Origin of the sequence: Mucilaginibacter sp. SJ, from assembly GCF_028993635.1 — a bacterium.
Classification (GTDB): domain Bacteria; phylum Bacteroidota; class Bacteroidia; order Sphingobacteriales; family Sphingobacteriaceae; genus Mucilaginibacter.
The window spans coordinates 2,804,918-2,826,528 of sequence record NZ_CP118631.1; the positions used below are offsets into that span (position 1 = coordinate 2,804,918).

20 protein-coding genes are annotated in these 21,611 nt (G+C 42.8%); 8 read left to right on the top strand and 12 right to left on the bottom strand.

The genetic code is table 11. The features are described 5' to 3' along the window. Nucleotides 1–453: 453 nt before the first annotated feature. Nucleotides 454–1,632, bottom strand: coding sequence for a hypothetical protein (locus MusilaSJ_RS11255; protein ID WP_274990030.1), 1,179 nt, complete (start codon nucleotides 1,630–1,632; stop codon nucleotides 454–456). A 255-nt stretch (nucleotides 1,633–1,887) separates the two neighbouring features. On the opposite strand from MusilaSJ_RS11255, the gene MusilaSJ_RS11260 reads away from it, so the two are divergent. Next, the gene (locus tag MusilaSJ_RS11260; protein ID WP_274990031.1) at nucleotides 1,888–2,355 is read left to right on the top strand and encodes an SRPBCC family protein; all 468 of its coding nucleotides are present in this window, start codon (nucleotides 1,888–1,890) and stop codon (nucleotides 2,353–2,355) included. Between the two features lie 231 nt (nucleotides 2,356–2,586). Here the strand turns inward: MusilaSJ_RS11260 and MusilaSJ_RS11265 are convergent, their stop codons facing one another. Together MusilaSJ_RS11265 and MusilaSJ_RS11270 are read right to left on the bottom strand one after the other, a co-directional pair. Beyond that, nucleotides 2,587–3,861 (bottom strand): IPT/TIG domain-containing protein, encoded by a 1,275-nt coding sequence (locus MusilaSJ_RS11265; RefSeq protein WP_274990032.1) that lies wholly within the window; start codon nucleotides 3,859–3,861, stop codon nucleotides 2,587–2,589. Nucleotides 3,862–4,184: 323 nt separating this feature from the next. Beyond that, entirely contained in the window at nucleotides 4,185–5,444 is a 1,260-nt protein-coding gene (locus MusilaSJ_RS11270; RefSeq protein ID WP_274990033.1) for a prephenate dehydrogenase, read from the bottom strand. Between the two features lie 130 nt (nucleotides 5,445–5,574). Between MusilaSJ_RS11270 and MusilaSJ_RS11275 the strand changes: the two genes are divergently transcribed. Both MusilaSJ_RS11275 and MusilaSJ_RS11280 read left to right on the top strand, forming a co-directional pair. Continuing rightward, nucleotides 5,575–6,321, top strand: coding sequence for a hypothetical protein (locus MusilaSJ_RS11275; RefSeq protein ID WP_274990034.1), 747 nt, complete (start codon nucleotides 5,575–5,577; stop codon nucleotides 6,319–6,321). A gap of 154 nt (nucleotides 6,322–6,475) precedes the next feature. After that, nucleotides 6,476–7,099, top strand: a complete 624-nt coding sequence (locus MusilaSJ_RS11280) for an NUDIX hydrolase (protein ID WP_274990035.1) — start codon at nucleotides 6,476–6,478, stop codon at nucleotides 7,097–7,099. Nucleotides 7,100–7,135: 36 nt separating this feature from the next. On the opposite strand, the gene MusilaSJ_RS11285 is transcribed toward MusilaSJ_RS11280, so the two are convergent. The 4 genes from MusilaSJ_RS11285 to MusilaSJ_RS11300 form a co-directional block, all read right to left on the bottom strand. Next, nucleotides 7,136–7,819: a carboxypeptidase-like regulatory domain-containing protein gene (locus MusilaSJ_RS11285; RefSeq protein WP_274990036.1), complete on the bottom strand. Its 684-nt coding sequence runs from the start codon at nucleotides 7,817–7,819 to the stop codon at nucleotides 7,136–7,138. A gap of 209 nt (nucleotides 7,820–8,028) precedes the next feature. Further along, the gene (locus MusilaSJ_RS11290) at nucleotides 8,029–9,015 is read right to left on the bottom strand and encodes a toast rack family protein (RefSeq protein ID WP_274990037.1); all 987 of its coding nucleotides are present in this window, start codon (nucleotides 9,013–9,015) and stop codon (nucleotides 8,029–8,031) included. A gap of 5 nt (nucleotides 9,016–9,020) precedes the next feature. Further along, a complete protein-coding gene (locus MusilaSJ_RS11295) occupies nucleotides 9,021–9,620 on the bottom strand; it encodes a PspC domain-containing protein (RefSeq protein WP_274990038.1) in 600 nt (199 codons plus the stop codon). 33 nt (nucleotides 9,621–9,653) lie between these two features. Then, nucleotides 9,654–10,358, bottom strand: a complete 705-nt coding sequence (locus tag MusilaSJ_RS11300; RefSeq protein ID WP_274990039.1) for an SDR family oxidoreductase — start codon at nucleotides 10,356–10,358, stop codon at nucleotides 9,654–9,656. Nucleotides 10,359–10,523: 165 nt separating this feature from the next. Between MusilaSJ_RS11300 and MusilaSJ_RS11305 the strand changes: the two genes are divergently transcribed. From MusilaSJ_RS11305 to MusilaSJ_RS11325, 5 genes are all read left to right on the top strand, one after another. Next, a complete protein-coding gene (locus MusilaSJ_RS11305) occupies nucleotides 10,524–11,255 on the top strand; it encodes an MlaE family ABC transporter permease (protein WP_274990040.1) in 732 nt (243 codons plus the stop codon). Then, nucleotides 11,252–12,004: an ABC transporter ATP-binding protein gene (locus MusilaSJ_RS11310; protein WP_274990041.1), complete on the top strand. Its 753-nt coding sequence runs from the start codon at nucleotides 11,252–11,254 to the stop codon at nucleotides 12,002–12,004. The genes MusilaSJ_RS11305 and MusilaSJ_RS11310 overlap by 4 nt, the downstream gene beginning before the upstream one ends. A 132-nt stretch (nucleotides 12,005–12,136) precedes the next feature. Next, entirely contained in the window at nucleotides 12,137–13,027 is an 891-nt protein-coding gene (locus MusilaSJ_RS11315) for a class I SAM-dependent methyltransferase (RefSeq protein WP_274990042.1), read from the top strand. Nucleotides 13,028–13,146: 119 nt separating this feature from the next. Next, entirely contained in the window at nucleotides 13,147–14,220 is a 1,074-nt protein-coding gene (locus tag MusilaSJ_RS11320; RefSeq protein WP_274990043.1) for a hypothetical protein, read from the top strand. Between the two features lie 145 nt (nucleotides 14,221–14,365). Next, nucleotides 14,366–15,331, top strand: coding sequence for a Gfo/Idh/MocA family protein (locus tag MusilaSJ_RS11325; protein ID WP_274990044.1), 966 nt, complete (start codon nucleotides 14,366–14,368; stop codon nucleotides 15,329–15,331). 253 nt (nucleotides 15,332–15,584) lie between these two features. On the opposite strand, the gene MusilaSJ_RS11330 is transcribed toward MusilaSJ_RS11325, so the two are convergent. The 5 genes from MusilaSJ_RS11330 to MusilaSJ_RS11350 form a co-directional block, all read right to left on the bottom strand. Continuing rightward, nucleotides 15,585–16,634: an IS110 family RNA-guided transposase gene (locus MusilaSJ_RS11330; protein ID WP_274986023.1), complete on the bottom strand. Its 1,050-nt coding sequence runs from the start codon at nucleotides 16,632–16,634 to the stop codon at nucleotides 15,585–15,587. 403 nt (nucleotides 16,635–17,037) lie between these two features. Further along, nucleotides 17,038–17,883, bottom strand: coding sequence for a metallophosphoesterase family protein (locus MusilaSJ_RS11335; protein ID WP_274990045.1), 846 nt, complete (start codon nucleotides 17,881–17,883; stop codon nucleotides 17,038–17,040). Nucleotides 17,884–18,032: 149 nt separating this feature from the next. Then, nucleotides 18,033–18,854, bottom strand: a complete 822-nt coding sequence (locus MusilaSJ_RS11340) for a glycerophosphodiester phosphodiesterase family protein (protein ID WP_274990046.1) — start codon at nucleotides 18,852–18,854, stop codon at nucleotides 18,033–18,035. A gap of 6 nt (nucleotides 18,855–18,860) precedes the next feature. Further along, nucleotides 18,861–19,955, bottom strand: coding sequence for an alkaline phosphatase family protein (locus MusilaSJ_RS11345; protein ID WP_274990047.1), 1,095 nt, complete (start codon nucleotides 19,953–19,955; stop codon nucleotides 18,861–18,863). A 75-nt stretch (nucleotides 19,956–20,030) separates the two neighbouring features. After that, a complete protein-coding gene (locus MusilaSJ_RS11350) occupies nucleotides 20,031–21,605 on the bottom strand; it encodes a SusD/RagB family nutrient-binding outer membrane lipoprotein (protein ID WP_274990048.1) in 1,575 nt (524 codons plus the stop codon). Between the last annotated feature and the right edge of the window lie 6 nt (nucleotides 21,606–21,611).

The window sequence follows — 21,611 nt, forward strand, 5'->3', positions numbered from 1 at the left end:
GCTTTGCAAGCTCTCCACAATTAATCGAATTACACGAATCTTAAATTGATTCAATTCGTGTAATTCGATTAATACGTAAAAATTAGTGTAGAATCTTCATTTATTGTTTTTCAATCAGCAGGTGATTAAGACGATTCGTCGCTACCAAGTGCAATGTCATTAAGTTAAAGTTAAGGAAGATCCCCCAGAGGGGGAACAGGTTTGTAGTAACATAGATACCGAAAACAACCGTGCCAGAGGTACGGAACACCGGAGTTGTGTACCTATGGCACCAGGAGCCTATTTGAATTTATTTCTACAAACCTTTTGCACCTCTGGTGCAGCATGACAATCTCTTAATCTGCAAATTTATCTCCCCCAATTATCGCGTTAAGTACCCTCACTTGTGGCTCGCGTTTAGATAATCAAGCTAATATGAAACCATTGTTTTCGTCGAAAATCATTTCCATGAACTCAACTCCTATCCATCACGTCTTTCGCCCATTTTTCAAACATCCCCTCCTCAAAATTATCCAAACCTTTAATTCTGAATAACCCAAGCAGGAGTAAAAACAGCATTGCTCCGATGATAAATGAGCCGCCAATCCATGCAAGCTTATTGCCATTCCGTTTTTCAAACGACTCATAAACAGGCGAAAGCATTGTTTGCTCTCCTTCAGCAACATCATCACGCGAGTTTATGGCTGCCTCGTAGTTGGCTACCTCATTGTCATTAGGTAAGCGGGCCAGGTATATGAATTTGTTTAACGGCTTGTATTTGAAAGCAGTGTCGCAATCTTTTGCAAACTGACTGAAATAGGAATTCTTTTCACTCGTGGATAAACTATTGCTGATAGTTTTGTGGTATTTAAAAACAAACCACGCGGCAGGCTCTATTTTCGGGATTATAGGCTTTATCTTAAATTTATAACTCCGGGTTACAACCGCTAACGCGCCGTACTTACCGGCCTCCCCGTATTTAGGCATCACCATAGTAGGATTGACATAACGCATCATCATTATCGAGTCGGCAGGTAATTTTTTTAAAAACAACATATTGCGCAGCGTATCATTAATGATCACCAGTGTTTTAGGGTTTACCCTTTTTCGCATAGCAGCTATCTTGCTGGTATCGGGAAAAACACGGTCAAAAACCGGCACCGCGGCATAAGCATCCATATTAAAATCTACGTTATTTTTACCACTAACTGAAAGGATAACCTTAAAGCGGGCCATATACTTGTTAGGATACTTCTGTTTAACGGTATAGTACTTAGTCGCCGGCAAATAATGTACCTCGCTTATGCTATCCAAACGGGTTAGCTTACCGGTAGCTGATTCAAGATAATTTTGTGCGATACAGATAGGTACAGCAAATGTAAAACCGCCTACCATTAACAAAATAGTTATTGGATCACGACTGGTTGCTTTATATGCCTTTAATTGCCTCAACTTAGGAAAAAGTAAAAGCTGTGGCAAAACGAGACCTACAATACCGGGAATAAGAAAATCGGCGTCTTTATCTTTCAGCGTAAAAACATTAAACCTGATAAGCAGCAGCCAATGCAAAAAGGTATAAATAATTATGGTGCAAAGACCTATAAAAACAAAGGGTAAAAAAATGTACTTAAACTTAGCTTTGAACTGGCGCATGTAAAGTTCAGGTTGTGATCAATAAGTTTTAAATATACTGAACGAAAAATTACAGGCAAAAAATTGTTCTGATTTATCAAACACTTGCGGTAGCGGTGCTGCGACACACGCCTAAACCCTCAAAATGAGGAGATAAAAAATTTTCAGAAAAAATTGCGTAACTCAAAAGTTACCTATACATTTACGTAACTTTAAAGTTACCCATTTTAACAAGGCCTGTTAAATAATGAATTATTCAACTTAAAGATCAAAAAAATGACAACTACAGATTTCACAACAACCTTATTAGTAAACCAAAGCCCTGAAGAAGTTTTTGATGCGTTAAAAAATGTCCGGGGATGGTGGTCAGGCTTGCATTCGGAAATATTTGAAGGCGAGTCGGAAAAACTTGGCGACGAGTTTTCATTCTTTGCCGGCGACGGGGCGCACTACACCAAACAAAAACTTGTTGAATTGGTCCCCAACAAGAAAATAGCCTGGCTGGTTACCGATAGCAAGCTCACCTTTGCGCAAAACCAAACCGAATGGACCGGCACCAAACTTTGCTTTGAAATTTTTGCAGAGGGCGATGCTACAAAAATTGTGTTTACACATGTTGGCCTGGTACCAGGATTTGAATGTTATCACGCCTGCGCACCGGCATGGACACAATACATCCAGGAGCGGTTGCTAAACTGGATAAATACAGCCACGGCAAGCAAAACAATGTCAACGGCGCAGTAAGGACTTAATTTAATACTGCTTACTTCATAGCGTCAGCTTGCGCGAGCGGCAAGCGTGGCAAGCTGATGCTATACTTTAAATTACAGCGAATAAATTTTAAAAACATTAGGCTCAATTACCAGCACGCACGTTTTGTCCATAACATTACCTCTATTTATTGAATAACTACTGATGAACTGCCGTTCAGGCTACTTAATTGCAATTATATAAAACCAACCGTTTCACTCCAGCCTAATTAAAGGTGACCTTGCTTATTTTGTGTACCCCGGAGTTTACTATATAAAGATTTCCGGTAGAATCAAAGGCAAGCCCCAAAGGACGGTTGGTAGTGGCTGTTCCAAGAGCGCCGTTAACAATGCCATTTGTTGTATTACCAGAAATAAGGGTTATCACCTGGCCTAATTTATTGAGCATCCTTATCCTGTAGAGATGGTTTTCAAAATCAGCATCGCTAAAAAATATATTACCTTCTGCGTCTGATACCAATGATTGAGGACCGAATATTTGTGCATTTGTTCCCTCGTCATCGGTAAGGCCAAATGCTCCATTACCTATAACAGTACTAACTTCGCCCTCGGGAGTAATTTTACGGATTCGGAAATGATCGGCATCAACTATATAAACATTACCTGTTGGATCGGCAGTTCCTCTGGTCATAACACCAAACCTCGCAGCACTTCCTTTCCCGTCAACATATCCCTGCTCTCCGGTTTTACCACCTGCAATAATTGTAGCAACTCCTGCGGGAGTGACCTTAAACACACAACCGCCACTGCTTAGATAATACAAATTTCCTGCCGCATCAATAGGTAAATCAATTGACTGAGAACCTAATTTTGCAACGGCTCCAGCACCCTCTGCTAATCCTGTACTGGTAGCACTACCAGCTAAAACAAATACATTTTTTCCGGGCGATACTTTCAATATCGTGCCTGCAACTGGTATGTATAAATTGCCCTGTACGTCGGCAGCGAAACCGGTGAAATTACTCACAGAAGTATTAGTGTAATATATCTCTTGCACACCCGGTTTTATTTCATACACGTTAGTACCGTCGGCACCAAACATACGTCCTGTGCCATCAAACTTAATTTGATCAATATTTATAGCTCCAAGAGATGCAAAATCAGTCATTGCTCCTGTTCTAACAGTAAAACCTGTAGCCGACGCCGCCTTTTTTCCGTTACTAAGTAATTCTATTTTACCGGTAGCTGCAGTTGCAGGTACCGTTGCTACGATTTGAGTTGCTGTTACCGAATTAATTTTGGCGGCAACACCGTTAAACGTAACCGTGTTGTTAGCTATAGTAGTGTTAAAGTTTGTTCCTATTATAGTTACAACGGTATTGGGTAAGCCTTTTGCAGGGGCAAATGCTGTTATGGTAACCGGCAATTCGGGATTAATGGGTGGCTTGGGTTGCGATTTTGAACAGGAGATGAGCAAAATTGAAAAAACGGATATAACAACGAGGTTTAAAATTGCCTTTACCGGATAAAAATTGTGCATATATAATTTATGATTGGTTTAGGCAACAAATGTAGCTATTTATTAACGGAGATAGATACAATCAAGTACTGACACCATCCTGTCAGTGTTCAATTTTTCAAAAACAGGGTGTTCAACATTTTACGAGCCAAAATTACAACCCATTGATTATCAATATCAACCTGTTCAAAACAGCGAATAGATGATTTTACAGACTTTATAAACAACTGATTATCAACAACAATCAAATTACAAAAAACAACAAGTGTTCACACCTTAAAAAATTGAACACCTGCCAATCAATCCCAAATCCGACATCGAAAGTCCGACATCCCAAATCAAAACTACTCCATCATCAACCTGCGGATCAGCTCCGCGCTCTGGGCTTTACCCTCTTCAAGCCGGTGACTAAAGAATGCCTGCGTATCGTTAAAGTGTTTCTTATACCCCTCCATATCCCCATATCCAATAATAGCCGACCATTCCCTCACCGCCGAGTGAAATTCCAGGTCATCCCCGCGGATGGTTTTATCGTACAGGGCTGTTTCCAGTGATTCTTCCAGCAGCTCTTCATTCTTGAACAGGTATTCGGCAATGCCCAAACGCAGGCGAAAGGGCGGGGTTTGGCAAATGAGGTTGTCATACGGATTAACCCCAAGATGGTACCAGGCATCAACCATACTTAAAATACTGAGGTGCGAGTTTGGCTTTTGATGATCGGCATGCTGCGAGAGCGAAAACTCCTTCATCACCGTATCATTAAGCATAATGGGCTTACGGCTCTCGTGAAAAACAAAGTCGCGCGCGCGGTAAAGGCGCTGCTTAAACGCATCGGCTTCTTCCTTGATCATCAGCTTAAACAACTCCGACTCCGATTCGGCATATCGCTTCACCTGCTGGCGGGCATAGGGGTTGAGGATGGCCAACCCGGCGTAAACGTGGGCCTTATAGCTGAAGATGCGGAGGGTGGTCAGGATCTTCACATTATCTATCCCCCCAATATATGAAGCGTTTTCCCAGGGGAAAAACCCGGCCGATTTCCAGGCGGTGCCCATGCTCTCAAAACCAACGTGGGTAACGGCCTGGGTATCGGCTACGATGCGGTCGTGCTCGTGGTAGTCGGCAATTTCAACTATATTGCTGCCGATGGCCGTAAACAGGTCGTACATGCGCTGGTAGGCATCGGGCGTTGAGCGGTGCGGGATCAGGATGAGCGTTTGCCCGGCGGGTTCAAATCCCGGGCCGTGCATCCCATGAAAGGTAACTATCTGAGCATCGGCAGGCAGGTGCTTTTCAAAGGTGGCAATCTCCGGGGATTTGACCGAAGTTTGCCCGGCCACTATAGCGCCGTACTTGGTTGAAGGGCCATACTCGGCAACCACACGCTCCATGCTATCGGCCTCAACCGAATAGACGATCAGGTCGTTGATGCGGGCAACATCGCTGCCGTGATCCATAACGGTGATGCCGTGGGGCGTAAGCTCTTCTTCAAGCTTTTCACGATTGGCCGGCAGGTCGCAGCCCGAAACGGTGTAACCGGCCTTTGCGAAAGCCTTTGCGTACAGGCGGCCCATGTCGCCTAACCCAATAATACCTATATTCATGCCGCTAATATAACTATGAGTAGGTTAATTACGTACGAAAGCTTATTTTAGCCTCAAAAACGCAGGGTGCATATAATAAAAACCGTAAACATCCTGTTTTGTTAATAGCATATACCTAATTTTACATTTGATGAACAAGCATTTACTACTTACGATAACGGTTTTAATAGCGATGATAACGGGCAGTGTTGCGGCAACTTTTGCACAGGACAGCACCAGGAAAAAAACCGCTACCTTAAAGCCCAATGCTATTCCGCCCATTGTAAGATCGAGCCCGGCAGCGCTTAAAAATCCGGCTGCAACGTCGCAGCAACCGGCTAAATCTGCTTATACCCTGCCCAAAATCAGTGCTGCTGCCGATTCGGCCCTGCAAAAAGATAAAAGCCTTAATGGCCAGTACAAATACCTGCTCAGCAAACTATACCACTATCAGCAGCCGCTGGTTGCCGCCCTGTGGAAAAACATGAAGGATACCCTAAACACCGAGCGCCGCCAGCTTAAAGAGGCCCGGGCCAAACTTGCCGAACAGGGTAAAAATGTTGAAAGCCTTAAATCTGACGCAAGCAATAAGGAACAAGCCCTCAACGAATCAAACGCCAAACGCGACGAGATCAGCCTGCTGGGGATTCCCTTCACCAAAGCAACGTACAACCTGGTAATGTGGGGCTTGGTTATTGTTTTTGGGGTGGTAGCCGTTATCGTGATAGCCCGCTCTGGCAGTCACAGCCGCGAGGCTAAATACCGTATCAAGCTTTATGAAGAGCTTGACGAAGAATATAAAGCCTATAAAGCCAAAGCCAACGAAAAAGAAAAGAAACTTGCCCGCGAACTCCAAACCGAACGCAATAAGCTTGATGAGCTGTTAGGCAGAGGATAATTTAAATTTCGGAATTGGGATTTTCGATTTCGGATTTCGTGGAGAGCCTCTCATCCTGAACCTGTCGAAGGATGTACGCAGAGGCCGCCCACCATGTTTCGATGTACTCAGCATGCCCCCCTTTTGGCTTCCAAAAAAACACACCTATTCTATTATGCCCAACACCAACCTGCTTTCCCTCATAACCCAATTACGTTCTGTTGCTGATACCGGTCTGCTATACGCCAAAAACGAATATGACATTGAGCGCTACCGGGAGTTGCAACACCTGAGCACTCAAATGTTTGATGAGGTAAGCCGCTATGGTGCGGAGACTATCAACCTGCTATTTCCACAGGCAACGGATTACCCTACTGCCAAAGTTGATTTACGCGGCATCCTGCTATCGCCGGATAATAAGATCTTGCTGGCCCGGGAGAGCGGGGATGGAAAATGGTCGTTACCGGGTGGATGGGGCGATATAGGTTATACACCTAAGGAAACCATTGTAAAAGAGTTTTGGGAAGAAACCGGCTTGCAGGTTACCGCCGACAGGCTGCTGGCTGTATTTGATAAAAAAATGCACGCGCATCCGCCACAGCCTTTTTATGTGTATAAAATGGTTTTCTACTGTAAAGCCATAACCACAGAAATTAATAAAGGCTTTGATGTGCTGGACGTGCAGTATTTTGACATCAACAATCTGCCCCCACTATCGGAAGACCGGATCCTGAAAAGCCAGATAGAACTGCTCTACCAAAAGATCATTACTAACGATATCAGTGTTTGGGCCGATTAGCCATGCCAACTGCCCACTGAAAACTGCAAACTGAATTTACTCTTTCAAATCAGGCAGCGTACGTTTATCAGCCGGCAGTGCCAGATACTTCTTGTACGAATCATTGATATAAACCGCCAGCGATGGACCACTGTTACTTTTGATGAACGCGTATGAAGGCCTGTAAAGCGTCATGAAATTTTCAAGCTCCCGGCCACGCAGCGGAATAATGCTTTGCACATAGTTCATGGTAAACACTTCGTCTACATGGCGCTCCTCTTCTTCGTGCTTAAAGTATTTTTTTAAGCGACGGGCATCTTTCGCCTCCTTGCTAAACCATGAGGTTGGGGATAGGGGATAAATTTTACTCCGGGTGTATACCTCGGGATATTCTTTATGAGCATCAAAAGTTTCGCGTTTGGCGTTGATGTTAACCTGCCTTAAAGCTATGGTTTGAGCAACTAATTCTATTTTTTTGTTGGTAAAATCGGTAACATATAAGGTATCCGATACATAACCCGGAGAACTGAAAATAAGTGTATGCCCTGTTTCGGTACGGATACTGAAATTACCTTTGCTGTCGGTAATGGTCATCTGCCGGTTCTGGTTATCGCGCACAAAAACATCCCCCATTTTATTGTTTTTACCAAACTCAAAAACAGTGCCTTTTACAACGGTTTGGGCATTTACGGTGCAAGCTAAAAACAGTAATGCGGATAATGCAAGGTATCGGTATTTCATAGTAGATTATTTGTGCTGTAAATTAAACTTATTTTTTGTACCAAAGGTTTTCAATTTAACACTTTTTAACCCCACCCTGGTCTTAAATGACAAACCCTGAACCAGCATTACAATATGGTGCAAAAAAAACGCTCCATCAAATTGATGGAGCGGATGGCAAGTCATTATTGTTGTATTATGTCCCGGTATCGTTTTACTCAGGATTTAGGTTAATATCGGTTAACTTTAAAATCAGAGATCCCACCACTCATATGGATCAGGATCCTGTTTTTTGCGGCATCAAAGCCATCGGTTTCGTAGTCGTTATCACTCTTTTTACTGAAGCCCTCAAACTCATTTGAGGAGAGGCCGGTATTGGAGGTGATACGGCATGCAACGCCCTTTGGTACCCTTATAGTAACCTCAGACGCGCCAGTTGACACCTCCACATTTGTGTTGGTAAGGGGGGGGCCAAGCTTCACATCAAACGATGCTGCACCACCCTTTAAAGATAGGCTTTTTATTTTGAATTTTGAAAGATCAAAATTTAAATCTGTTGCACCTGTAGTTACGTCAATATCCCATACCGGATTGGTGTTTAATTTAATATCAGCCTTATTGTTTTTGCGATCGTCGGAGTCAAAATGAAAGCCTTTATTATTTTTCAAATTAAGGTTAAGCACATATACTGAATCATCCTTACTTTGACTAAAAGTATACTTACCGTAAAGTTCCTGCGTTTGGGCATTGAACAAATCGGCAGTACTATCGCTTAAATTATATATGGTACCGCCGCCGCTGATGTTAAGGCGGGCATGTTTAATATTTGCATTATACTCCTGTTTAAAAGTTTTATCGCCACCTATTTTAACTACGCCCTGATCGGTGTTGGTGGTATCACTGTCGTCGTCATCATTGTCATTGTTATAATCATCGCTATGGAATGTCCATGCATTTGGCCAAAAATGATAGCGCTTGCCAAAGTTGCCAAATACCAGCAATGCAAAGCAGCCTATTACTACCGCCAGCTTAAGGATAGTAGCCAATGGCGACCGGTTACCTGCAAACACCAGGCTGATACCACCCATTATTAAAAATATAGGCCATAGGTACAGGAGGTTCATCCAGTCGAAATTTATTACGTGGAAGTTATCCAGCAGGAACACTACTCCCAACAAAACCAGGATCGCGCCCGGAACAAGTTTATCGCTTCTCATAATATTTATATAGTTGGAGGTGTATCTTTAGTTTCTGTTTCTTCTTTAACAGGCTCTGTTTTGGGGGCATCGGTTACCTCGTTAGCATGCCAGCTTTGTTTTTCCCATGGCTGTTTTTTTACGCCCGAAATTATTAGGGCAATACCAGCGCCTACCAGCATAACGGGCCAAAGGCTTTCAAAATCCCAGTCGGGCATCAGGTCAAGCTCGTTAAGCAGGAATATCGAACCCAAAAAGATCATCGCCACGCCAAATATTAACCCAACTGTTGAAGCCTGCTTTTTAGGAGGATTTACAAATGGCGGAGGATTAAAAGGCCGATTGGCAAATTTCGGGTCGTAAAATGGCCCCGATTGCGATGCATCTGTAAAAGGATTATCCTGGGGAGGCACCCTGTAGTCAACGCCGGGGGTAAAGTCAAAGCCTTTTTTAGGCAGCACTATCCACAGTACTATATATATAGGTAAGCTAAAGCCTTTTAAAATAAGGGTTACTAAAAATATAGCCCTGATTACTGCCACATCCGTGCCGAAATGCTCGGCAAGGCCTGCGCAAACACCGCCTATTACCTTTCGATGCTCGTCACGATGAAGTTTCTTTTCCATAATTTATGTTTATTTATGTTTTAAGTTGATTTATCATAACTGGCCCGGCGCAGGTTTTATGATGATTTCGTCGACATTGGCGCCGGGGCTCATCCTGTAAATATTGATGATTGCCGATGCTATGTCTTCGGGCAGCACCATGGTATTTGGGTCAACCACCGCGTCTTTCCATGAATCCGTTAACGTTGATCCCGGTATTACGGCGGTAACTTTTACACCATGCTCCTGCATCTCGAGCCTCATTACTTTTGTTAGACCTAACAGCGCATACTTTGTTACACTATAACTACCGGCTTGTGGTACAGGATTTATGGCGGCTACCGAACATATATTAAAAAAGTGGCCTTTACGTGCCTTTATCATGGTTTTACCAAAATAGCGGTACAACTCATAGGCCGGCATCAGGTTGGTATTCATCTGTACCTGCAAGGTATCATCGGTATCGTCCAGTATGCTCGAGGGGATAAACGTCCCTAAATTATTTACTACAACATCAATAAAGCCAAATTCAGCTTCCGCTGCAGCTGCAAATTTCAACAGTTCGGCTTTATTGCTGCCATCGGCCTTCATAGCGAAAACTTTTACCCCGGCATCAAATTGTTCAAGCTCATCTTTAAAATTCAATAATTCTTGCTCATTCCGCGAACAAATTGCCACGTTTAATCCTTCATTAGCAAAAGCAATTGCAATTGAGCGGCCCATGCCTTTAGTTGAACCGGTGATGAGTACGTTTTTCATATTGTTAAATTAATTTTTATTGTTAGTGAAGCTTTATGCCCGCAATTTACGTAAGCATAGTAATTGATACGCTTATAAATTGAATTTAAAATGACTTGTTTTAACACCTGACCATTTAGGCTTAAAGGTAAAAAGCGTATTTTTAACCGATTTTTATACATATAGATGTTTCATAGTTTAGGAAAATATATACTCTTACTGCGTTTAAGTTTCAGGAAGCCCGAAAAATTCAGTGTGTACTGGAGCGAGATCATGCGTGAAATGGTTTCGGTGGGCATTGGCTCGCTGGGTATTATTGCCATTATATCGCTGTTTATCGGCGCGGTAGCCACTATCCAGACAGCATTCCAGCTTATCAGCGATTTTATCCCAAAATCAATAGTAGGCGGCATTACCCGCGATTCAACTATACTGGAGTTTAGCCCAACCATTTCGGCATTGGTTTTAGCAGGTCGCGTGGGCTCAAGCATGGCTTCGCAAATCGGCACCATGCGGGTTACCGAGCAGATAGATGCCCTTGAGATTATGGGTGTAAATGCACCGGGCTACCTGATCTCTCCTAAAGTTATTGCCGGCATAACCATGATCCCCTTACTGGTCATTGTATCTGTCGGCCTGGGTTTAACCGGCGGCTATATAGCCTGCCTTGCATCAAATGATGTATCAACAACTGATTATATTGCAGGTTTAACAGATGGCTTTAATCCGGTTATTGTTACTGTATGTGCGGTTAAAGCTATATTTTTCGGCTTCGTTATCACGTCCATCTGTTCGTACCAGGGCTTTTATGTAAACGGCGGCTCGCTTGAAGTTGGGCAATCGGCAACGCGTGGAGTTGTTTGGAGCTGTATCATGATCCTGTTTTGTGACCTTATCATTTCACGCCTCTTATTATGATCGAAATACAAGACGTATATAAAACCTTCGGCGAAAACGAAGTTTTGAAGGGGATCACTGCAACTTTCCAGGCCGGAAAAAATAATCTGATCATCGGCGGGTCCGGATCAGGAAAAACCACTTTACTGAAATGTATTGTTGGTCTGCATGAACCTACAAAAGGTAAGGTGGTTTTCGACGGCGAAAACTTTACCGACATGAACTTTGAACAACGCGTACCTATCCGTACTCAAATAGGGATGCTTTTTCAAAACTCCGCCCTCTTTGACTCCATGACAGTTGAGCAAAATATTATGTTTCCGCTTAACTTGTTCACCAATCAATCAAAAGCCGAAAAACTCGACCGTGCCAACTTTTGCCTGGAAAGGGTTAACCTCGCCGGTAAAAATAAACTATACCCCTCCGAATTATCGGGTGGTATGAAAAAGCGTGTGGGTATTGCCCGCGCCATTTCCATGCAGCCCAAATATTTATTTGTTGATGAGCCGAACTCCGGGCTTGATCCTTTAACGTCTATCCTGATAGATGAATTAATCGCTGAACTTACACAGGAGTATAGTATCACCACCGTAGTAGTTACCCATGATATGAACTCGGTGATGGGCATAGGCGACAATATCATTTTCCTGTACCAGGGCAAAAAATGGTGGGAAGGATCAAACAAGGAGATAGCCAAAACCGACAACAAAGAACTCAACGATTTTGTATTTGCCAGTCCGTTTATGCGGGCAGCGAAAGCTACTTTGTAGTTGGCAGTTTTCAGTGGCAGTAAGCAGTGTGTGCAGAGTTATCTGCATGTATTTTTATAATAACTATATTTGCAACCAATTTATTGACTGGGGCATGCAAACTGCCAACAGCATACTGCAAACTGAATAAGAATGATCCAATTACTTACCCCAACGCACTGGAAAGATTACGAACTGATTGATTGCGGCGACTTTGAAAAGCTGGAACGTTTTGGGAACACTATACTTATCCGCCCCGAACCACAGGCGGTTTGGAACAAGACCCTGCCCGCTTCTGAGTGGCAGCGCTTACACCATATCAAGTTTAAAGGCCGTTCGGCAACTACAGGCGAGTGGTTGAAAAAAGATTCTAAAACTCCCGACCGCTGGCACATCGAATATAAAAACAAGGAAGCGGCTATTAAATTTAGACTGGGGCTTACCTCGTTTAAACATGTGGGTATCTTCCCGGAGCAGGCTGTAAACTGGGACTATATCAGCCAAAATGTAAAACGCTTTAAAACACCCGAGCCCAAAGTACTTAACCTGTTTGCCTATACAGGCGGCGCTTCATTAATTGCCAGGGCCGCAGGTGCCGATACCACTCACGTTGACTCTATAAAACAAGTAGTAACCTGGGCCAATGAAAACCAGGAGATCTCGGGTTTAAACAATATACGCTGGGTTGTTGAAGATGCTTTGAAATTTGTTAAACGCGAACTAAAACGCGGTAAAAAATATAACGGCATCATCCTCGATCCGCCAGCTTACGGCAATGGGCCAAACGGCGAAAAATGGAAACTGGAAGATAATATCACCGAAATGATGCGTGATGTAACCCAACTGCTCGACCCTGAAGAGCACTTCCTGATCCTGAATACTTACTCACTTGGCTTCTCTTCCGTAATAGTTGAAAACCTCATCAAAAGCTCGTTCCCGCAGGTGCAAAACCTCGAAATTGGAGAGCTTTACCTGCAGGCCACAGCCGGGCCAAAACTACCTTTAGGAGTTTTTGGAAAGTTTCATAAAATTAAAAGTAATTAATTTCCAATATCTATCTTTGGCGGCGACCGAACCAACACAATTGCTGCTTATAAGTAGCTGGAAATTGAATTAATTAAACACGCCTTACATACACCTGCATTATATTGAACGTTAAAACAATGAAATTAAAAACGCTTGTACTATCCGCTACAATTGTGGCATCGGCAGCTTTGCTTTTAAACAGCTGCTCACAAAATGGCAACAATGCCAAAACCGACGGTAAAAAAACCGCCGCTGCAGTTAAAGGTGATTCGGCCCAGGCTGAAACAGCAGATACCTTAAGCGTTAAAAAATCCACCTATCCTCCTATTGATAAAAAGCTGTACGATTCGTTGATGAAATTCAATGCGCATGGCGATACTACAGGCAGGTGGCCTGTTAAAAATACCCCGTACCCTATAGGCGGTGCCATTTTACCATTTAAACGTGTAGTCGCCTTTTACGGAAACCTGTATTCGAAAAGAATGGGCATTTTGGGCGAATTACCACCGAACGAAATGCTTGCTAAACTTAAGGGTGAAGTAAAACACTGGGAAAAGGCCGATCCTAAAACCCCCGTACAGCCTGCACTGCATTACATTGCGGTAGTTGCCCAGGGCGATGGCGGTAAAGATGGTAAATTCCGTTACCGTATGCCATTTAAACAGATTGACAGCGTATTGGTGCTGGCTAAAAAAGCCCATGCTATTGTGTTTTTGGATGTGCAGGTAGCTTTAAGCAACATCCGTGCAGAATTGCCACTGCTTGAAAAATACCTGGAATTACCACAGGTACATTTTGGTATGGACCCTGAGTTTTCGATGAAAGACGGAACCCATCCAGGAAAAAAGATAGGTACTTATGATGCAGAGGATATTAACTATGTGTCAGACTACCTGACCAAAATTGTTAAGAAAAATGGCCTGCCGCCAAAAATCCTGATAGTTCACCGCTTTACTAAAAAGATGGTAACCAACTATAAGAATATCAAGCTACATCCCGAGATCCAATTGGTAATGGATATGGACGGTTGGGGCGAACCTGATCTGAAAACCGGTACTTACCGTTACTTCATTAACCAGGAACCGGTACAGTTTACAGGCTTTAAATTGTTCTACAAAAACGACATCAAAAAACCACCTCACCACATGTTAACTCCTGAGGAGGTTTTATCAAGATACAAACCATATCCGATCTATATTCAATATCAATAAATCGGAAGTTTTAAGTCGAGAGTCTTAAGCCGAAAAGTCCTGAATAGATAATAAAACATTATTTACTCAGGACTTTTTATTTTAAAGCTATATTTTCGGTGACAGACTTAGAACTTTAAACTAACGACTTAAGACTTTAACAAAAATGATAAAATGGGGAATAATAGGATGCGGGCGTATTGCACACAGGTTTATGCAAGGCTTTGCTGCCGTTGAGGAGGTTGAACTGGTAGCCTCCTATTCCCGCCGAGCCGAAATCGTTGATGCCTTTGTTGCACAATATGGCGGTAAAGCTTGCCGTAGTATTGAAGAATTGCTTGCCAGTGATATCGACGCTGTTTATATAGCTACGTTACCCGATAGCCATGCAGCCTATAGTATTGCTGCCCTTAAAGCAGGCAAGCATGTGCTTTGTGAAAAACCGGTAACAGTAAACCTCACCGAATTTGACGAGGTACTTGCCGTTGCTAAACAAACGGGCTTGCTTTTCATGGAAGGCATGAAGCCTCCCTTCTTTCCCCTATACAGTAAGCTGAAGGAATGCCTGGTTAATGACCCCATTGGCCCGGTGGGTTATGTAAGAGCAGGTTCTGCTGTGGCCGATTGTCCGCACGGTCACCCAAATTATAATCTTGAGCTTGTTGGTGGCAGCCTGATGGGTATTGCCATTTATGAAGCTTTTTTAGCGCTCGACTGGCTTGGCCCCATGCAGGACATCCAAACCATGGGCAGGTTTGGTGAAACCGGGATCGATATGTTCGCCATTTTTCAAACGCTGCATCAAAATGGCTATGCACAATTGTATTGCGGCTTTGATATGCACGGCAAAGGCGATGCGCTGATAGTAGGAACATTAGGCCACATAACCATCCACAAAAACTGGTGGAACCCGGCAAAGGCAACTATCAGCTACCTTGATGGCCGCACGATAGAACTGGATGAACCATTTATCGCCGGAGGATTAAATTATGAGATCATCCATTTTTGCGAGCTTATAAAGCAAGGCCAAACGGAAAGCCCGGTATTACCACATGAGTTATCGAGACAAATGATTGCTATGATAGATCAGGCGAGGGAGCAAATAGGGTTAAAGTATCCGGTGGAGCGTTAATAAATAACTATCAGGACAGATCCGAAATTGGAATCCGAAATCCGATATCAAAAACTAAAGCTTAGCCGAGTTTAGTACTCTTAGCTGACGCTCCTCTGGCCCTGGCGCAAGGTACTGTCATTAAAAACAAGTTTATTTCGATAATATTTCATTTAACTTTGCCTTTGCGAAAGAAGGCATACGGCGATCAGTCGACGGATGACTATCTTGTGTAGCCTGGCTTTTGCCGGGCTACTTATTTTAGCCCGCTGGGCTAAGCGAAAGAAGGCTCCGTCTCCTTTTCTCCAGATATATTTTGTGTCGAAGCTTTATCAATTTTGAAAGCTTCATTTTTCTTCCATAATGTATAAATAAGTACCAATAATTTCTTTTGGACTGCAACATACGCTTTCATTTTCTGACCATGCCGCTTAAGAATACGATCAAAGAAACTCCTGAAATTGCCAACATCATAACGGATCATGTTAAACGCAGGTAAGTGTAATACCCGCCGAATATGACTGTTACCCTTTTTAGAGATTCTGGTTTTACCAGTGCGCTTGCCTGACTGATTTTCTACCACATCATAACCAGAGAAACTCACCAATTGGCTAATAGACCTGAATAAAGTAAAGCCATTGGTTTCTGCAAGGATTGTTGCTACGGTTATATTACCAAGCCCTTTTATATCGGTTATATGTTTTACTTTCTTGGCAATTTCCGGATCACTGAAAACCTGCTTATCTATTTCCTGTTTCATTTCCAACATCTCTTTTTCTATAGTCGAGATCAGTTTTTTGAGTTGTTTTGTTACCTTTTTATTGCTGTAAATGCTGTGTTCATCCGCATGCAACTGATTGCTTATATTAGTTTTCACTTCCTGAAGACTTTGATGATGGCGGGTAAGTGCGCGCAGCGTATAAAAAAAATCATCCATAGGCTGCCATAATTCCAGGCATTGCTCGGCACCCATACGGGCAAGGCCGATGGCATCTATCTTGTCATTCTTAGTTTTAAGCCCCAGGGCCTGCATGTACTTTTTCGCTTTGTTGGGTAATACTACGGCAAGCTCAAATCCAGCCTTAAACAAATACATTGCACAAGACTCGTAATAAACCCCTGTAGCTTCCATCACAATAAATAGCGGAATGTTTAACTCCTTTCTGTGATTACTAATCCACCCCAGCAATTCCTTATACCCTGTTGACTGGTTGGAAAACTTGTGGCTGGCTTTTACTTTTACTTGTTGATTGGCATCAATAACGGAGAGACAGGCATGAAAATCTTTTTGAGAAATATCGATGCCAAGAGAATACTTTAACATAAGCGATTTTGTTAAAAAGTAAAATATAAACAGGAACCTCTTATACGGCCTTTTCTCATAGCCTTATACAGGATGATAAACTATGTCTATCTCCTTAAGTACTGTTCTGGCTGGGTAAAAGAAACTAAAGACAGATTTATCTTGCGCCCAACATCCCATAAACGGTGTTTAGTATTGACTCGGTCAAAGTGCTGCCCTTAGTCCTGTTCGTTATCTTCAACAAAGATATGAGGTCTTGTGCGGTAGTCGGTGCAGGGCTAACTTGTGCCTTCTGCTCCATACAAAACATTTCAGCGATACAGCACAAGTCAACCACGCTCACACCCATGCGCTCAAGACTTGCGCTAAAAATATTCTCAAGCTGAAATATTCGAAATTGAAATTCCGAAATCCTATATACTAATTAAAGTTTCGCCGAGTTTAACACCGGATTCTGGCTCGCGTTTACCTGGTAGGTATAAATAGCATTCTGCTCATCAACTTCAACAATACGATACCCTTTGTAGTCGGTACCCCAGTCGCCGCCTATATGCGAATCAAAAAAATGCGGGAGTTTATCGGTATAGCGTACGCCATCTAACAAATGATCGTGTCCGTGAAAAACAGCTTTAACGTTAGGATAAGCATGCAGCAATTGGATTGTTTCCGGGCAATCAACAAATACATCATTCTTAACCCAGTTGGTAGGCGGGATATGCAGTATCACAAAAACAATCTTTTTATCGGCAAACTTATCTAATGATGCTTTGAGGAATGCATTATTGGGACAGGTATAAATGCCTTTAGTATCGGCGGTGTGGGCCAGTACGAAACCTATATCACCAAACTCTACCGTGTATTTATCTTCATAACCAAAAGCATTCTTCCAAACCATGGCATCCGCAAAATCATGATTGCCGGGGATGGTATGGTAGGGTACATTTAATTTATCAAGGTATTTTGTTTTGATCTCCGGGAGCAAATCCGGGCGGTTATGTACCAAATCCCCGTTAACGATCACAAAATCCAGGTGATTTTTGCTATGGTCCTCGTTAAGCCATTTAATCATATTGCCGGTATGTAAAGGAAAATCAGTATCCGGCTGACCGTAGTGGATATCAGAGGCTAAAGCAAACCTCAATTTAAGTTTAGCATTGGTACTGCGGTTATACCGGTTATCTTCGGCAGCAAAACTGTTAACAGCAGGTAAAAGACTTAAAGCGGCTACACCTGTTAAGGCAGTGCCAAAAAATTCGCGGCGCGAGGTCATAGGCTATTATTTGTTGGCAAAGGTAGGCTTGTGGTGTTAAATGAAAGTTAAGAATAATCGGGATCAGAATTTTCAGAATTTAAGAATGTACAAAATGTGCTGTGTTAATTTTGAAATTCAAACATTTTGAAAATTCTGATCCAGACAGTTTATCTCAATCCCTTCTCTTTCAAAAATTTCACCAATGCTGCAGGATGATCAGTTTGCAAACCTTTCAAACCTGCGGCAAGCGCCTTATTCCAATCTGCAGGCCCTTCACCGGCACTTTGGATATCCGGCCAAACCGGGATATGATATTCGCCGGCCAATTCAACCATCTCATTGGTGTATTGATTATATGAGCCGTCAAGGATATCGGGATGATACTGTTCGATGAAACTTTTCATACCGGTAGTATTTTTAACACTATCCGGAAGGCTCAGCATTAAGGGCATTTTAGGGGCAGCCTTGCGCCAGCCTGTAAACTGATTAGCACTGTTGATATAAACCAATACCTGCTTTTCCATGCCATATTCCTTGATCATTTGATAAGCCTGTTCAGGATCGGCAGCTTTAAAATCAAGATAGATCCCTATCCGGTTTTTACACAATTGCAGGATCTGCTTAAAGGGTGGGATCCGGAATGCCTGTTTACTTGCTGTATCTTTGCTCTTAACTTTTAACTGCAGCAATTCGGCAAGTGTAAAATCTTTTAATTGGCCTTTGCCGTCGGTCATACGGTTAATACTACCGTCATGCATGCTTACCAATTCGCCATCTTTAGTGGTACGCAAGTCTATCTCTACATAATCGGCCTCATTTTTTATGGCTTCCTTATACGCCTCTAATGTATTTTCCGGATAGATGACGTGATCACCGCGATGAGCAGCGACTATAAACTTATGCCTCGAAACCGGGGCCGGGTTGGGCAGCCATCCATCACCGGGCAGCAGCCATAGTAAACCCAAAATTGTTAATAATTGAAAACGCATCGTATTTTATTTTTTACCTGTAACACTATCTATAGCATCACCCACTTCATGACCTGCCACAGCTTTAAAATCAAAGCCCAATAAATTGGCTATGGTTTGAGCCAGTTGCTTATGATAAGTTGTTTCGGCCAGCTTCATTTCGCCCGAAGCAGGGGTGTCCGGACCTATAACAGCAAACCATGTTTGCTCTGAATGTACTACGTCCGATCCGTGATCATGCCATTTTTTCATTGGCTCATCTCCCCTGCCGTGGTCGCAGGTGATGATCAACGTAGTTTTGTTTTTATAAGCAGGTTCTGACTGGATATAATCCCAAAGTTGTTTTATAAAGCCATCTTCCTGTTTAATACGATCAAGGTAAAATTTATAGTTACCCCCGTGAGCCATATCATCCGGTTCATCAAACGATACATATAATGCACGCGGCTTGTATTGCATCATATAGTTTTTGGCAAACTCAAATGTCAGGAAGTCTATCCGGGTTGAATCACTGATATAACGTGGCGCTTCCAACTGCAACTCATTCAGATGTTTCAGGCGATCGTTCATGACAGGAACATCCAGGGGCATAAAACCTGCGTTAACTAAAATACCGGCACGTTTCGGGTTCAGGATCTGCGAAAAGCGCTCCCATGATGTAAATGCGGCAACTTTGTTTTCAAAACCTTTTTGCTTGTTCAGAAACTCAAGCACGTTCATGTTAGGGTTATAGATCCCATCATTGGTATTCATCCGCTTATCCGGGAAACCTGTAAATATTTCGTTATATCCCGGGTATGAAAAATGATAAGGGTTAGCTACTTCATCCTTGCTTCCCAAATCGCGGTTCCCGTACAGTTGCCCTTTTTCAACTACTGTACTCCAAAAGAAAGGCATCAGCAGTTTCCGGCGATCGCCTGCGGCATCGGCCCAGAAGTTTTTACGCACTTCATTCTTATCATGCGTATCATTTGAATTGATGATGGCCGAATCGGCGCCACGAAAAACTTCCTGCCAGCGTAAACCATCGATAGTGACGATAACTACATTTTGCGTTTTGTGCTGGGCGTATAACGCCGAAAACGACAATGCGAATAATACAAATAAGATAACTTTTTTCATGGCTTTTTTATTTAATGATAAAGGCCCCGGTTAGCGGGGCCTTTACGCAGATTAATCAAAACATATAAGCTGAGGTTATTTAAGTATGTACATGATACCATTAATATCATCGTTACCGCCATACTGACTCACTAACGCCTTGTTATAATTATCGGCATTTGAAGTACGCTCTGACTGCGGATACTGGAAACGGGTTGCTATACGACCACCGTTACCTGTACCTGGCCCGGTTGTAAAGGTTGGCACGCCGGTACGACGGTATGTGAAATATGATTCCAAACCTGAGTGACGGAACAACGCCAGGTATTTTTGCTGCAATATCTTAGTTAAACCAGTTGTACCGGTGGTATATTTAACACCGGTTTGTGCATAGTAGGTAGCCCAATCAACGTTAATGGTATAAGTATCGTAGTTAGATAAAGCCGCTACGTTGGTTGAACCAGGGCGGTAAAAATAAGCGGTGAAAGTACCTGAACCGGTTGGGATACTGTAGAAAGCAAACGAAGCTTGTATTCCTTTGATATAATAATCCTCCGCATTGCCTGTAGCCCAACCTCTGTTAATACCTTCGGCTATGTTAAACATCAGCTCAGGGTAACCTATTTGTATAGAAGGTTCGCCGGTATAAGTTGAGTAATAACGTTTCCTGTTAAGGAAAGAATATTTCTGCAAGCCTGCATTGTTATACATCACACCTAAATCCAGGCCCGGATCGGCACCGATAAATGATGAAAATGAGGTTGGACTTTCTTTCAGGTTATCAACATTGTACCGGGCAGGCTCAGCCGTTACAAACACGCGCGGATCTTTTAAGCTTGTTAACAGACCTATGTAAGTAGCTGAGGTGTTTTTACGCGACCCGCTCTGTCCAAAGTTATCGGGTGTTTGTGGGTAATAGTTAGTTGGCGAAACAAAGGTATATTGCAGGTTGTCAGCCGCACTGGTCATTAGCGGGTATTTTGTTGGGTTACCCAAAATGGCAGCAAATTGATTTACAACGTCTATATCAGCAGTTTTTTTGCTTAACTGTACAAGCAACCTGATCCTGAATGCGTTTACCACTTTTTGCCAGGCGGTTAAGCTATTGTTCAGGTAAATATCACCGGCAAGCGTATTGTCGCCTGAGGCAATTAACGTGGCAAGGTCAGCATTGGCGCTCTCCAGCCAGCTTAATGACTGGGTCATTACTGTTTTTTGAGCATCATAAGCAGGGGTAAGATTAGTTAAACCCTGTAATGCTTGGGTCATTGGAATATCTCCTTCTTCCATGCTCATTTTACTAAAAAAATAAGCCCGGAAAAATTTACCTAAAGCGCTATATGGGTTAACTGCTTTGGCCCCACCTTTAACGGCCTGATCTTCCATGGCCATAACATTTTTTAAAGCGTTGTAATAATTGTCGCCACTGCCAAAATCATACCGGTTATTTCCGTAATAATCGTAGTTATTGATGTAGTACTGCGAATAAGTTTCGTCCGAGCCATCGGGCATATCGGCCATGCTGTTTAAGAGGCCATTGAAAAGCAACGACGCCGGTACAGCGTTAGGTACGTTAGGGTTAACGGTTAACTCCTGGAAGCTTTTTTTGCAACCCGTTACCGTTAGTATCATAAATAACGGCAATAAGTAAATTAAAAATATCTTTTTCATATCCAT

What these genes read in the sequence shown, in the direction of transcription:
- MusilaSJ_RS11330 (WP_274986023.1), bottom strand. Translation starts at nt 16,634, where the DNA reads ATGTTAAAGTATTCTCTTGGCATCGATATTTCTCAAAAAGATTTTCAT.
- MusilaSJ_RS11265 (WP_274990032.1), bottom strand. Translation starts at nt 3,861, where the DNA reads ATGCACAATTTTTATCCGGTAAAGGCAATTTTAAACCTCGTTGTTATA.
- MusilaSJ_RS11310 (WP_274990041.1), top strand. Translation starts at nt 11,252, where the DNA reads ATGATCGAAATACAAGACGTATATAAAACCTTCGGCGAAAACGAAGTT.
- MusilaSJ_RS11280 (WP_274990035.1), top strand. Translation starts at nt 6,476, where the DNA reads ATGCCCAACACCAACCTGCTTTCCCTCATAACCCAATTACGTTCTGTT.
- MusilaSJ_RS11270 (WP_274990033.1), bottom strand. Translation starts at nt 5,444, where the DNA reads ATGAATATAGGTATTATTGGGTTAGGCGACATGGGCCGCCTGTACGCA.
- MusilaSJ_RS11345 (WP_274990047.1), bottom strand. Translation starts at nt 19,955, where the DNA reads ATGAAAAAAGTTATCTTATTTGTATTATTCGCATTGTCGTTTTCGGCG.
- MusilaSJ_RS11295 (WP_274990038.1), bottom strand. Translation starts at nt 9,620, where the DNA reads ATGGAAAAGAAACTTCATCGTGACGAGCATCGAAAGGTAATAGGCGGT.
- MusilaSJ_RS11350 (WP_274990048.1), bottom strand. Translation starts at nt 21,605, where the DNA reads ATGAAAAAGATATTTTTAATTTACTTATTGCCGTTATTTATGATACTA.
- MusilaSJ_RS11255 (WP_274990030.1), bottom strand. Translation starts at nt 1,632, where the DNA reads ATGCGCCAGTTCAAAGCTAAGTTTAAGTACATTTTTTTACCCTTTGTT.
- MusilaSJ_RS11305 (WP_274990040.1), top strand. Translation starts at nt 10,524, where the DNA reads ATGTTTCATAGTTTAGGAAAATATATACTCTTACTGCGTTTAAGTTTC.
- MusilaSJ_RS11315 (WP_274990042.1), top strand. Translation starts at nt 12,137, where the DNA reads ATGATCCAATTACTTACCCCAACGCACTGGAAAGATTACGAACTGATT.
- MusilaSJ_RS11300 (WP_274990039.1), bottom strand. Translation starts at nt 10,358, where the DNA reads ATGAAAAACGTACTCATCACCGGTTCAACTAAAGGCATGGGCCGCTCA.
- MusilaSJ_RS11320 (WP_274990043.1), top strand. Translation starts at nt 13,147, where the DNA reads ATGAAATTAAAAACGCTTGTACTATCCGCTACAATTGTGGCATCGGCA.
- MusilaSJ_RS11260 (WP_274990031.1), top strand. Translation starts at nt 1,888, where the DNA reads ATGACAACTACAGATTTCACAACAACCTTATTAGTAAACCAAAGCCCT.
- MusilaSJ_RS11325 (WP_274990044.1), top strand. Translation starts at nt 14,366, where the DNA reads ATGATAAAATGGGGAATAATAGGATGCGGGCGTATTGCACACAGGTTT.
- MusilaSJ_RS11275 (WP_274990034.1), top strand. Translation starts at nt 5,575, where the DNA reads ATGAACAAGCATTTACTACTTACGATAACGGTTTTAATAGCGATGATA.
- MusilaSJ_RS11340 (WP_274990046.1), bottom strand. Translation starts at nt 18,854, where the DNA reads ATGCGTTTTCAATTATTAACAATTTTGGGTTTACTATGGCTGCTGCCC.
- MusilaSJ_RS11285 (WP_274990036.1), bottom strand. Translation starts at nt 7,819, where the DNA reads ATGAAATACCGATACCTTGCATTATCCGCATTACTGTTTTTAGCTTGC.
- MusilaSJ_RS11290 (WP_274990037.1), bottom strand. Translation starts at nt 9,015, where the DNA reads ATGAGAAGCGATAAACTTGTTCCGGGCGCGATCCTGGTTTTGTTGGGA.
- MusilaSJ_RS11335 (WP_274990045.1), bottom strand. Translation starts at nt 17,883, where the DNA reads ATGACCTCGCGCCGCGAATTTTTTGGCACTGCCTTAACAGGTGTAGCC.